Genomic DNA, 13,783 nt, shown 5'->3' on the forward strand with positions numbered 1-13,783 from the left:
TATGGGCTGCCCATGAATTTCTTCGAGCATCAAGATAAGGCGCGTAAGCAAAGCACCCGCCTTTTATTTTTGTTTTTACTGGCTGTCAGTGCTGTCGTTTTTTTTACAGCCATAGTGATTACAGGAACGCTCACTTACTTCCAGACTCAAGGCTTTTTGAGTAACGCCAGCAGTCACATGGGTTATTGGGCAGCCTTACTGCACAACCCAATACTTCTTTGGAGCCTGCTAGGCACCTTGATCTTTATTATTTTAGGTAGCGCTTTTAAGGCACTGCAACTTGGCGGCAACGGTATTCAAGTTGCTCTCGCCATGAACGGCAAGCATGTACACCCCGACACACATAACCCTGACTACCAAAAACTTTTAAATATCGTCACTGAAATGGCATTAGCCTCGGGCAATCCAGTCCCTAAAGTCTTTGTCATGCCTGGTGCTGCAATTAATGCTTTTGCCGCAGGCTTTAATCGCCACCAAACAGTAGTTGCTGTGACCGAAGGCGCGCTCACCCAGTTAAGCCGCAACGAGCTGCAAGGGGTTATTGCGCATGAATTTAGCCATATAAATTTTGGCGATGTCAAGATCAATATGCGCATTGTCGCTTTACTGCATGGCATTTTATTGATAGGTATTATTGGGCGTTACATTGCTTGGGGTAGCTACGGACACTATGGCCACCGCTCTAGCTCGCGGCGCAATAGCAAACAAGCCGGCCTAGGCTTTGCACTGATGGCAATAGGCTTTACAGGTACTTTTTTTGGTAATTTAATTAAGGCCGCTGTTAGCCGCCAGCGTGAATACTTGGCCGATGCCTCAGCGGTGCAATTTACCCGCAACCCCGATGGTATTGCCAACGCCTTAAAAAAAATTGCCCAAGGGCCAGACGCCACTTTAGAGTCATCGCACGCCGAAGAATTTAGCCACTTTTATTTTTCGAGTTTACGCCTGACGGGAGTTCAGAATTTTTTTAGTGGCCTATTGGCTACCCACCCCGAAATTGACAAACGTATAGAACGCCTAGGCCATACACTCACACTCGACATCCGTAATCCGCCTCACCACGCCACACAGGCAAACAACACTGCACAGCCTAACAGTCAGGTCATGGGGTTTGCGAGAGCCGCTGAGCCTGCATCTAGAGCTACACTTACAAGCACAATTCATACTATTGATAACAACAGACCAAGCCAGTCCCCATCTGCGCAGTATGCTACGTTAAAAGCCAGCAACATTATCGACAGTATCGGCAATCCAACACACAGTAACTTAGACGCCGCTCAGGCTCATCTGGCCTCACTACCAACCCTATTGGTTGACGCCTGTAGCAACCCCTTTAGTGCGCGTGCATTAATTTATGGCTTATTAATCCAGGCCACCGCTAAAAAGTACCATAGCGCTCAGCTCGACTATTTGAAAACGCATGCCCATCCCGAAACCGTCAAAACCTTACAGCAATTACAACCCGCCATCGCGCAGCTTAATCCACAAAATTTTTACCCACTGCTCCTATTAGCCGAGCCTACGTTACAAGATCAGTCAACCCAGCAAGCCGATACTTTTCAAGACTGCGCCAAAGCATTAATTAAGGTAGACAATCAATTATCATTGCTCGAATGGGCTATTTATCGCCTAGCGGTTGCGCCACTTCGGCAATCCAAAAACAGCCGTCAAAAAAACTTAAAAGATTGCCAAAGCGCACTCAATGTTTTGTTTTATTATACCCTTAGCCTAACCGAACCCGCACAGCGTGCGCCACTTTTAGCGCAAGCTGAAAAACACTTACGATTAAAAATAACCAAACCACAAAAAGTATCACTCAATGCACTAGACGGCGCGATGAATAGTATTGCCCAACTCAAACCCTTAAGTAAGCCAGCACTCATAAAAGCCCTTATAGCCTGCATTATAGGCGATGGTAAAGTCACCGAAGAAGAGACCACACTATTGCGCATGGTGGCACTGATTTTAGATTGCCCGATACCTGAACGTTTTGGGCTCTAAATCACGCATCCATGATACTTACCAATAGGCGCTGCACTGGAATGTTTATCCAGCAGTTTACGTTAGCTTTATTTGACAGGGTGCCCACCCTATATGTCAGGCTAGTTGTCACACCATTTAACCCACGCTTAAGGCGATGCATTGACGATAATGACACACTACAACCGAGAGCAACGTACAGCATTAGCGCACGGACTGCACCGCAGCTGAGCGCTAAAAAGCGAGGGGCGCAGATTATTGCGATTATTATGGAATAAGATGATCGCTCAAAACGGTAAGGTCAACACGGCAGACCCACCGCTTCTCACTGCATAGGTTTTATAAACTCGCAACTTCTATCTAGGGCACTAAATCGTACTTTGATGGGGTTAACTGCTGTTGTTAGAATCAGAGGAGTGAAGTCAGTCAATTAAATCAGCGTGACTTCACACGTTTTTTACTGTCCCTTATCGACACAATTCGACGTAAGAAATTACAAGCAGCGAAAGAGACCCAAAGAAAGAATCCTCTTGAAAGAGCTGGCTTTAGCGGTTTTTGGGTGATGCCTATCGCGTTCTGGCTAAACACTCTGAGCAATGATAGGTATATTGCAAGCGGCGTTAGTTAGCTCGAATATACTTGCAGCAAGCTCTCACATCGTCTGCTTTTACTTGGTATGTTCCCGCCGATACACTGTGGGTAATATAGGCTGTTCCGATGGCGTAATTCATATCACCACCCAATTCAAAAAAATAGTAACGCCCCGCTTCAACTGTTACTTTTTTCTTTTGACCTAGCATTAAAGCAAATACCGGCCAAGAAAATTTAACCTCATGCTCACCCGGCTCCACATACAACCAAGTAAATGATTTATTAGGCAATTTAGCCACTAGGTTACCATCCACTAACGCCTTTACGGAATAAGCAAGCGGCGGAACGGTTTTTCTATAAAGAATAATAACCGCTCGCTTATCATCTGGTATCCCTATAGCTGTATCAGTAAATGTCTTTGCATTTTTAGGTGTGGTAGAGCACGCCATCAACGCAGCACTCAAAAATAAAATATATAGATATTTCACTGAAACTCCCGATAATCATTTCATAAAGTCAAAAATTAATAATAAGGATCCGCTCAGCTTGCCCCCACTTTTATATAAAAACACACAGTGGCTAATATGGGATGTTCTGTTTTAGGTGTTATCGTAGGGCATGAGCGCAATACGCATCACTCAAGCACCCTCAGCGCAACATGGATGCTTAATTTAAACGGCTGAAGCGAGCTTCGTAGGCACGCCAGAATGAAAGCGAAACTCATCATCTTCTGACTCGATCAGCTCTTTTTCTAACGCTAAAAACACCTGCACACGCTCTGCAATATCTTCGCCTGCGGCTTCGCGGGCCAAGCTTAAATAATCCATAAAGTGGCGTGATTCAGACTTAAGTAACGAGAGGTAAAATTTTTGCAGTTCTTCATCTAAGTGCGGTGCTAGCTTCGCAAAGCGCTCGCACGAACGAGCCTCAATAATGGCCCCTACAATTAAAGTATCGACTAATTTGGCAGGTTCAAAGGTGCGTACAGGCTTACGCATTTTAGCGGCATAACGGCCTGCATTAATCGTGACATCATACACAATACCTCGCTTTTCGATAAACTCTATCACTTGCTCAAAATGGCGTAGCTCTTCGCGGGCTAAACGGCTCATTTTATGCAACAGGTCAAAGTTGTCGACATAGCGATACATTAAATTCATGGCCGTGCTAGCTGCTTTTTTTTCGCAATTGGCATGATCAACCAATAGCACATCTTGCATATTAACAGCTTGGGCCACCCAGCTATCGGGAGTTTCGCACAATAAAAAATCATGTATAGCCTGTATAGGCATAAAGATTAAACCTCTTCTAGTTCTGGGGTAACACTGGAGTGAGCAACGGCCGAGAAATAACGATCGTAATGCACTGTTGATAAAACAAAAAAGTCTTCGTCCACCATTTTTTTAAACTCAGGGAGGGACATATGCGCATAAGCAGGCAATAAGCGCGCACCGAAGGCCTCTAGGTTTTTAATTTGCTTTGAGCCTACCTTTATTATTTCAAACACCCACGCATACGGTGATTGCTCGGCATGGTGGCGCACATTATGCGTGGCCAGTTGTTGGCGCAACAAGGCCTCGTCAAAAACCTCTAAGCGATCTTCAAGCACTTGCCGCAATAAAGCATCTAAACGACGAGAAATACTAATACGCTCGCTTTCGCCATAGGCATTCCAGCCAGCGACTTCATGCGTATATCGCTTACAGCCGCGGCAAACATTATCACCCAAACCTGTAGAACAAACACCAATACACGGTGTTTTTACTGTGCCAACCATAACTTTTTGTGCTCTAACATTTATTTTGCGGGCGCGAACACTAGCAAATTTAACGTAAAGGTTAAAGGGCCAGCGATTATTTAAAGCCTAATGTAGTTTAAAAATCAAACAGCTTACGTGAATTATACAGTGTGTATTGCGCCACACAATCTAACGCCTGACCACGCAAGGCGGCTAAAGCCTGCGCTATTTGGGGTACATACTCTGGACTGTTACGCTGACCTTGCTTACCCGACAAGGGCATATCGGGGGCATCAGTTTCTAATACCAACGCCTCATCCGGTAGCGCCTGTATCGCCTGACGCGTTTTGTTTGCTCTAGGATAGGTAATACTGCCGCCTACTCCTATACGTAAGCCACGGCGCCAATAGTTTTGTGCTAACTGCGTGCTGCCGGTAAACCCGTGTAAAACACCACCTGCCACAGGCTTTACCTGATCTAAACAAGCCAACAACTCATTATGCGCCTTGCGGCAATGAAGTATGACAGGCATTTTAAAATGGTTAGCGCAGCGCAAGTGAGCACTCACCATAGCTTGCTGTTTATCTAACGATACCTGTTTTGAGGGTGGCATACAGGCATCTAAACCCGTTTCACCAATAGCTTTGCAGTGTTGATCTTTAGCAAAAGGCGCCATACATTGCACCAAATGAGCGGCCCAATCATTTATCGCCCAATCATTTTTATCGCACTCGCTTTGACTTAAGTATGCATTCAACCACCAAGGGTGTAGACCTATAGCGTACAGGCCACCTTGTAGCTGCTGACTCAGCAGTTGGGCTTGCGGCCACTGCGAGGGTGTAACACCTGGAATTAACACGCCCTGTAAGCCCAGCGCTTGGGCCTGCTGCCATACGGCAGATCTATCTTTATCAAAATGATCAAAATCAAAATGACAGTGACTATCAAAAAAATGATTCATGCGCTGGCAGCCTAATAAATAACAGCGTAACTATCCAAGAATACCGAAATGGGTGACTCATAAATTATTAATCCACCGCTCAAGCAATCAGCACCCTATCAGGTGAATTTTTTCAGCTTGGCTGAGTCGTTACCCTTGAGTAACCACAAAACAACGGGGTATAAAACCCCTCGTGTACAGCTTTAGTTGAGCAGAACACTGGCCCACATAAAAAACCCAGCCTAAGCTGGGTTTTTTATGTGGCTACTGTAAAGCGCTACATTTTATACTCGAAGTCTTTAAATACAATACGACGAATACGAATTTTATCGCTGTTACTCCAACCATTCTTCATTTCCCAAATCAGCTTATTACCCATGTTACCCGGCGCATCCCAATCCCAATTAAGAGGCGCTTTTAATGTGATCAAGCTACACCCTTTAGCGTTGGTACTGTAAGGCTCTTGGTTATTGTTATCTACCATCCACTTGGCCGTACTGGCACCGCCAGGACCATTGGGGTTTGCTTCACCCTCATAGTTAACGCGAAAGCCAAAGGTCGGTAAATTGCCTGCTGCACGGTTGGTTTCGTAGTCGATATAAATATCAGCGCCACTGAATTTAAAGGCAGACGCCTCGCCGCTCATATCTGCCGGCGGTGCAAATTTAAAACCAGTAAAAATGCTAGCATTGGAATAAGCAATGGCTTTGCCGGACGCCGTATTTTCAGTTTCGAGCTTAGCGTTCGCATCCCACACTTCTTGCAATACCCAATGGCCGTGTAAACCCAATGTTTTACCCGACACCTCACCTACTTGGCTGCCATCAAATAAAACAAAGTCGTTAGCGGTCACCTCAGAATCACCCGAGCAATCAGAAGGAACAGCGGCAGTCCCTACCGTACCAGGATCCGCTTCATACGGCGCTTTATTACCTTCTAGCCCTCGCACAACAATGGCGCGAATACTGGCCGCATCAACAGAGGCGGTAAAATCTAACGAGAGCTTACCGTCAGTCACTTGAATATCTTTTGCTTCAACCACAAAAGGCTTATCGTGGCCACGTTGAGCTAAAGGATCGACATTGCTGGCAATACTCTGCCCTTCTGCGGTAACGTCAAATACTCGGTTACCCGCGTTTTGTGGCCCAAACCAACCTTCCATAATATACAGCTTAACGTCATAACTGCCGTCTTTTACAGGAAAATCATAAGTAAACTCACCCCAACGCTCGGTACGGTATAAGTCTAGATCTTGTTGCGCAACACCTTCAATATTAAAAAGATCGGTTAATGCACCGGTGTTGCCTGCATTCGAGTAAAAGTCAGCGGTAAATTCAGTGCCGTCTTGTAGTGTGATGGCTTTACCACCTGCATTAATCGCATAAAGGTCAACAAGCTCGCCGTCACCTGTCGGGGCGCTAGAGCTGCTCATGTCGGTGTCGGTATTACACCAGTTAGTATCACTTGAATATTTATTGATATATTTGGCCATTTCAACGGCGCGATTGCGACAAGCCGCATCGGTACAGGCCATATTAAAACCAGCTGCCATTTTAGCCTCTAAGTACTGGGCCAGCTGTGCATGCGTGGTTTCTTTTAAATCATTAGGCTCGATCGCCTGAACTGGGCCGGGGAAGACCATGCCGTTATAGGTACCGTGACATTGCGTACAGTTAATGGGGCCGCCTGTATAAAAATCTTCACCGGCGCTAACATCCACATCAGAGCAATCAGTTGTCGCTGCAGAACTTGAACTTACAGAACTTGAACTGATAGCGTTTACACTACTCGCCGGCACACTCGAAACACTTGAACTTGACGATACTGCCACAGAAGACATCACCGAAGACACAGGCTCTGACGATACGGGTGCAGAAGATAACGGCGCTGAGGATACAGGAGCAGAAGAGGTATTCGGCTGACTACCCGAAACACATGCCGCCAATGAAATGGACAACAAGCCAGCCACTGACAACGCTTTGGTTAATGAGATAATCTGTCTATGCATGAATGTTTCCACCGTAATTATTGACATGCGCACAAGCACTGCCATGAAGGATATACCTGAATAATCTCTACTCACTTGAGCGCTCATAGGTTGAGCACTACAGGTGCAGCACGATCTTCAGTGTAAAGAAAACAAACATTAACGCAGGCGACTAAATCACAGTCACGGCATTAATGTTTGCAGATTGTGCGACATATCACACAGCTATGGCACACTCACCGGTTCAAGTTCACTAACACTCTGCTTTTGCCCTTTTAGATCTTTAGAAATCAGCATATATAAAGAAGGGATAACAAATAGCGTAAATAACGTTCCTATCGCCATACCACCCACCAATACCAAACCAATAGAGTTTCTTGCCTCGGCGCCAGCGCCTGTAACCAACACCAGCGGAAAGTGACCTGCAACAGTTGCAAGGGTAGTCATTAAAATAGGGCGTAAACGCGTTGACGCAGACTCTTTCACCGCAGCCAGTTTAGTCAGGCCCTGCTCTTGCATTTTATTGGCAAACTCAACCACCAAAATACCATTTTTAGCCACTAAACCAATTAATGTCACCAAGCCCACCTGCGAGTAAATATTGAGTGTCGTAGTGAAAGCATCCGTCCAAAACGGCACCATTGGGCTAAGCATTTTCCAAAAAGTAAAAATAAGCGCACCAAAAAAGGCCAATGGAACCGAACCGGCCAAAATAACAAACGGGTCGCGAAAGCTATTAAACTGCGCAGCCAACACCAAAAAGATCAGTACCAACGCCAGTATCATAGCCGGAATAAATTTATTCCCTTCACTGCGCAATTGCCGCGACTCGCCGGTATAGTCAATCATGTAACCGGCAGGCATTATTTTAGCCGCTTCATCTTCTAAATAAGCCAAGGCTTTATCTAAAGGCTGTATTGCCACACCGCTTAATTTAACCGCATTTAATTGCTGAAAGCGGTTTAATGAGCGCGGTACCGTTTCGCGCTCTAGTGTGGCCAGTGTATTTAAAGGTACCAACGTTCCTTGTGGGCCAGTCACATAAATATTGCCCAACTGCTCAGGCGTTAAACGCTCCGCACGTTCTATTTGAGGAATAACGCGGTAGCTACGGCCTTCAATATTAAAGCGGTTCACATAAGCACCACTCATCATAACCGCCACATCGCGACCCACTTGCGACATATTCAAACCTAAATCGGCCACCTTATCGCGATCAATATTAACGCGTGTTTGCGGCTGATCAATTTTTGTATCAATAATAGGGGGAAAGGCAAACATGCCACTTGTTGTGGCGCGCTGTTTTAATTCTTCGGCAATTTTTAAGATTTCTTCGGGCTCTGCCGTTGAGGCCAGCACGAATTCAACAGGGAAGTCGCCGCCGCCAGGCAGTGCCGGTGGCGTCACCGGGAAGATCCTAAGCCCAGGGTTTTGATGCAGCATGCCTTGTGCTTCAGGCAAAATTTCAAACACACTGCGCTCGCGCTCATCCCACGGTTTTAATGCCATACCACTAAAGCCACCCGAAGGGTTCACAATTTGAAAAGTGAAATCGGTTTCTTCAAAGCTCATAAACACACGGTTAGCCTCTTTGGCATACAGGCTTGCCTGGTCAATGGTAGAGTCTGGCGCGCCCTGCACAATACCAAAAATAATGCCTTGATCTTCTGTAGGAGCCAGCTCTTTTGGCGAGAGAATAAACATTGGTATACACAATAGGCTAATCACCACCCACACGGTGTATACCGCCGGACGGGTGTTTAATGTGGTATCGAGCATGCGGTTATAACGGCACTTAATACGATCAAAGGTGCGACTTACAAACCCCGCAAAACCCCGCTCACTTTCATTTTTACGTAAAAAAGACGCTGACATAATAGGCGATAGCGTTAGGGCTACCACACCCGAAATCGTCACAGCACCGGCCAACGTAAAGGCAAACTCTTTAAACAAACTACCGGTTAAGCCGCCTTGCAAACCAATCGGTAAATAGACGGCCACCAATGTTGCCGTCATGGCAATAACAGGGCCGACCAGCTCACGGGCACCTAGCATGGCCGCTTCTATTTTGCCCTTGCCCTCACTCATGTGACGCTCAACGTTTTCGACCACCACAATCGCATCATCAACCACCAAACCCACCGACAGCACAATCGCCAATAACGTCAGCAGGTTGACACTAAAGCCAAACAGCTGCATTAAAAACACGGCGCCAATTAAAGAGACAGGGATTGCAATCACAGGAATAATAACCGAGCGCAAAGAACCTAAAAACAAAAAGATCACTAAAATAACAATCGCGAGGGTTTCTATGAGCGTGCTCACCACCTCAACAATGGAGCTTTCAATATAGCGTGTCGAGTCATAAGCCACGCGCGCTTCTAAACCTTTTGGCAAGCTCGCTTGCAGTACGGCCATTTCTTCACGAACCAAGCCAATCACATCGAGCCAATTGGCATTCGGCAATGGCCAAATACCCATAAAAATAGCGGTTTGGCCAGAGTAGGCCACCTCTAAATCATAGGAGTCAGAGCCTAGTTCAACCTCGGCAATATCACGCAGGCGTACAATAGCGCCACCCTCATTGCGCAACACTAATTGCTTAAATTCGTTGACTGTTTTTAAATCGGTATTGGCCGCCAAATTAACTTGAACAAAATTGCCTTTTGTTGACCCTAGCGCGGCCAGATAATTATTGGCAACCAGCGCTTGGTGCATTTGAGCCGGTGAAATATTATAAGCCGCCATGCTATCCGGGTTTAACCACACACGCATCGCATAATTGCGCGCACCTAAAATTTCGGCTCGCTGTACCCCTTCAATCGCCGATAAACGCGGCTGAACAACACGGGTTAAAAAGTCAGTAATTTGGTTATCTTTAAGAATGTCTGAAGAAAAACTCAAGTACGCCGCCGCAACGGTTGAATCGGCAGACTCAACATTAATCACGGGTATCTCGGCTTCTGGCGGTAAATCACCTCGTACCTGATTCACCTTTGAGGTCACCTCAGAGAGCGCCTTAATCGGATCATAATTAAGCTCTAAACGCACCTTAATCGTCGAGAAACCTTGTCGGCTTTCAGACTGAATATAATCAATACCATCAGCCCCTGAAATAGCACGCTCCAGCGGCGTGGTAATAAAGCCACGCACTAATTCCGCACTCGCACCCACATAAGCGGTTGTTACTGTCACTACCGCATTATCATTGCGTGGGTACTGCCTAATGCTTAACGAGCTAATAGCTTGTAAGCCCGCAATCACAATCACCAGGTTGATCACAATGGCCAGCACGGGCTTGCGAACAAAAATATCCGTAAAACTCATAACATTGCTCCGTGGTTATCGATTAGCCGGCGTAGGATCACGCTCAAAAGTAGGCACTACTGCATTATTGACCGCCACAGGAGCGCCATTACGTAACTTAAATAAACCGGCCGTGGCCACAACATCACCTTCTTGTACACCTTCTAGCACTTCGATAAAATCACCGCGGGCCTCGCCTAGCTGTACAAATTGCTGGGTGGCCTTTAGAGTTTTTTCGCCATTATCGTCTTCGCTCTCTTCTAAGACAAAGACTGAGTCGCCAAAGGTGGCATAGCGCACTGCCGTCAAAGGAATACTCAATACCGAGCGCTGTTCAGGCATAGCCACCGTGACCACAGCAAACATACCTGGCAATAATTTTTCGTCATCGTTATTTAATTTTGCCTGCACTAATACATTGCGCGAATGAGTATTAACCTCGGGGTTAATGGCAGTCACAGTGCCCGTGTATATGCGGTCAGGCACGGCGTCGGTTTTAATGCGCACCTCTAAGCCCAGTTGTAAATCTTTTAAATTTTGTTGTGGTAAATTAAAGTTCACAAGTAAAGGGTTAGTCGTTTGCAAAGTCACAATCGCTTCACCTTTTTGAATGTCTTGGCCCAAATTAACCTTGCGAATACCTAAACGCCCAGAAAAAGGCGCTTTCACACTTTTTTTAGCCATGGTCACTTGAAGGTTTTCGACTTGCGCTTGCGCCGATTTATACTCAGCATCGGAGGCATCATATTGCGACTGTGAAACAACACTTTTTGCCAGCAGTTCTTTAGAGCGCATTAAATTAGCCTTTGCTAACGCTAAACTGGCTTCGGCGGCACGCAGCTGGGCTTTTTCAGCATCGATATTTTGTTGCAGTAATAGCGCGCCTTTTTGTACTTCGCTGCCGGAGGTAAACAATATTTCATCGACACGACCTGAAAAATCAGCCGTAACAGTAACCCCGCGCACCGCTTCAAGCGTACCGACTGAACGTAACGTTTGCTCCCACTGTTCGCGCTTAATAAGCGTGCTCGAAACCACTTCTGCTGGGGGCTTCATGGTTTTACCTGCTTCAGCCATTGCTTGAAATTGCGTGACTTTTAAACCCGCTAAAGCACCGATTAATAACAATAACCCCAATATCGTAACCACGTACCGAATAACCATAATAACTCCTGCGCACTAGTGAACGAGCAAAAATATTTTAGCCTTGAGCCGTATTTCAACAGTCAATAAAGGCATAATAAAAGACGCGCGGATAATAACACGCATACAGGGTAGATTAGAGCTGTAATCAGCACACTTTTTATGCATTCGCGCATGCGATACTGCCAATAAGCGATTAAGAGGATATTATGAGCAATTTACTACTAATACTTGGCGCTCTATTCATAGGGCTTATCATCATGGTCAAGATTGCTGAATGGCAAAGCCGTCATCAAACCCAAGAAAACCGCCAAAGCATTAACAAGCTAAGCCGTTGGATTCTCCCGCTATTAGCGTTGGGATTTATCATCCAAATCATGACTTACTTTATGAATCAATAGGGTATCAGCCATCGTTTGAGTGATGCTGCTATCGGGTCCTATGCTCTGTTCTGCCGATGGTGATGCCGCCTGACCATGCGCGAACCAGTTGCGCATGGTCGCTGATGACTGCGCCAGACTAATTAACACTCAATCACATTCACAGCCAGGCCACCGCGCGATGTCTCTTTATATTTATCGTTCATATCTAGGCCTGTATCACGCATGGTTTTAATGACCTTATCAAGAGGTACATAATGCGTACCATTACCTCGCAACGCCATCGATGCTGAGTTAATCGCTTTCATTGCTCCCATGGCATTGCGCTCTATACACGGTACTTGCACCAATCCGCCAATCGGGTCACAAGTCAGGCCTAAGTTGTGCTCCATGCCAATTTCAGCGGCATTTTCAATTTGCGCTGGCGAACCACCGGTCGCCGCGGCTAAGCCGGCCGCTGCCATAGCACACGCAGAGCCCACCTCACCCTGACAACCGACTTCAGCCCCCGAAATAGACGCATTTTCTTTAAATAGCGAGCCAACGGCCGCGGCAGTTAACATAAAGTGAATAATGCCATCCTCATTGGCATCGGGGCAAAAATTCCAATAATAATTCAACACCGCAGGAATAATGCCTGCCGCACCATTCGTTGGCGCTGTGACAATACGACCACCGCCGGCATTTTCCTCGTTCACCGCCAAGGCATATAAATTCACCCAATCCAAAGCCCCCAAAGAAGGCGTGATCATATCCATTGATGTTCTTGTGTTCAGGTCATGATAGAGACTGGCCGCACGGCGCTTAACATTTAACCCTCCAGGCAAAATCCCGTGGGTGCGTATGCCCTTATCAATGCAGGCTTTCATTGTTTGCCAAATAGATAAAATGCCTTGCCGTATCTCGCTCTGAGTACGCCACGTTTTTTCATTTTCCATCATCAGCTGGGCAATGGTTAAATTGTGCTGGTCACACAATGCTAACAACTGCTCACAACTGTGAAAATCAAAAGGTAACTCAATAATATCTTCAGTAATCTCAACATCACCAAACGCGTTCTCTTCAACAATAAATCCTCCGCCCGTTGAATAATAAGTTTTACTGAAAATCAGCACTTGAGCCGCATCATATGCCTCAATAACCATGCCATTGGCATGAAAATCTAAACGATCTATTCGGTGAAAAATAAGGTCGGTCGTCTCCACGAAGTCAATTTCATGCCTCTTTAACAAGGCCAGTCTCTGGTGAGCATTAATCGTCGCAACACGAGGCTCAACCCCATCAGGATCAACCGTATCAGGTAACGCACCCTCCAGCCCCATTAATACCGCTTGACCAGTCCCATGCCCTTTGCCCGTTGCCCCTAAAGAGCCGTATAGCTGGCAAACAACCCGGGCTGTCATATTCAACTGCCCTGCTGCCTCTAACCCATGCACAAAGCGATGTGCAGCGACCATAGGACCAACAGTATGCGAGCTCGATGGGCCAATACCCACTTTAAATAGGTCAAACAAACTAATTGCCATAACAATCTCTCAAATCAATACGGGTTATAAAAATGTTTGAAGCGATAATAGCTAGCCTCAAGAGATAAGCCATGAAAATAGCACGTTTGAATAGCGCACAGGCGAATAGATAGGCAAAAAAAATCCAGTGCTTTCTTAAACACTGGATGGGGTTGTCGCGCTATAATTGAAGGCGCTGAGTGTACCGTGCAA

10 protein-coding genes are annotated in these 13,783 nt (G+C 46.1%); 2 read left to right on the plus strand and 8 right to left on the minus strand.

Annotated features, from left to right (window positions below; genetic code table 11):
- The first annotated feature begins 12 nt into the window (after positions 1-12).
- Positions 13-2,001: a M48 family metallopeptidase gene (locus tag AC438_RS01765; protein WP_053979558.1), complete on the plus strand. Its 1,989-nt coding sequence runs from the start codon at positions 13-15 to the stop codon at positions 1,999-2,001.
- Positions 2,002-2,600: 599 nt separating this feature from the next.
- Here AC438_RS01765 and AC438_RS01775 read toward each other — a convergent pair.
- The 7 genes from AC438_RS01775 to AC438_RS01805 all read right to left on the minus strand — a co-directional run bounded on the left by AC438_RS01775 (position 2,601) and on the right by AC438_RS01805 (position 11,706).
- Positions 2,601-3,059, minus strand: coding sequence for a DUF2846 domain-containing protein (locus AC438_RS01775; RefSeq protein WP_053979560.1), 459 nt, complete (start codon positions 3,057-3,059; stop codon positions 2,601-2,603).
- Between the two features lie 183 nt (positions 3,060-3,242).
- Positions 3,243-3,863, minus strand: a complete 621-nt coding sequence (locus tag AC438_RS01780; RefSeq protein WP_053979561.1) for a MiaE family protein — start codon at positions 3,861-3,863, stop codon at positions 3,243-3,245.
- A gap of 5 nt (positions 3,864-3,868) precedes the next feature.
- The gene (locus AC438_RS01785) at positions 3,869-4,348 is read right to left on the minus strand and encodes a DUF1289 domain-containing protein (protein ID WP_053979562.1); all 480 of its coding nucleotides are present in this window, start codon (positions 4,346-4,348) and stop codon (positions 3,869-3,871) included.
- A 97-nt stretch (positions 4,349-4,445) separates the two neighbouring features.
- Positions 4,446-5,270 carry a TatD family hydrolase gene (locus AC438_RS01790; protein WP_053979563.1) on the minus strand — a complete coding sequence of 275 codons (825 nt, stop codon included), beginning with the start codon at positions 5,268-5,270 and terminating at the stop codon, positions 4,446-4,448.
- Between the two features lie 256 nt (positions 5,271-5,526).
- Positions 5,527-7,257 (minus strand): malectin domain-containing carbohydrate-binding protein, encoded by a 1,731-nt coding sequence (locus AC438_RS01795; RefSeq protein WP_162230677.1) that lies wholly within the window; start codon positions 7,255-7,257, stop codon positions 5,527-5,529.
- 204 nt (positions 7,258-7,461) lie between these two features.
- The gene (locus AC438_RS01800) at positions 7,462-10,563 is read right to left on the minus strand and encodes an efflux RND transporter permease subunit (protein WP_053979565.1); all 3,102 of its coding nucleotides are present in this window, start codon (positions 10,561-10,563) and stop codon (positions 7,462-7,464) included.
- 15 nt (positions 10,564-10,578) lie between these two features.
- Positions 10,579-11,706, minus strand: a complete 1,128-nt coding sequence (locus AC438_RS01805; protein WP_053979566.1) for an efflux RND transporter periplasmic adaptor subunit — start codon at positions 11,704-11,706, stop codon at positions 10,579-10,581.
- A 188-nt stretch (positions 11,707-11,894) separates the two neighbouring features.
- Here AC438_RS01805 and AC438_RS01810 point away from each other — a divergent pair, with 188 nt between their 5' ends.
- On the plus strand, positions 11,895-12,086 hold the full coding sequence (locus tag AC438_RS01810; protein WP_053979567.1) for a hypothetical protein: 192 nt from the start codon (positions 11,895-11,897) through the stop codon (positions 12,084-12,086).
- A gap of 122 nt (positions 12,087-12,208) precedes the next feature.
- On the opposite strand, the gene AC438_RS01815 is transcribed toward AC438_RS01810, so the two are convergent.
- The gene (locus AC438_RS01815; protein ID WP_053979568.1) at positions 12,209-13,591 is read right to left on the minus strand and encodes an L-serine ammonia-lyase; all 1,383 of its coding nucleotides are present in this window, start codon (positions 13,589-13,591) and stop codon (positions 12,209-12,211) included.
- Positions 13,592-13,783: the final 192 nt, after the last annotated feature.

Origin of the sequence: Marinagarivorans algicola (assembly GCF_001292705.1) — a bacterium.
Lineage (GTDB): Bacteria > Pseudomonadota > Gammaproteobacteria > Pseudomonadales > Cellvibrionaceae > Marinagarivorans > Marinagarivorans algicola.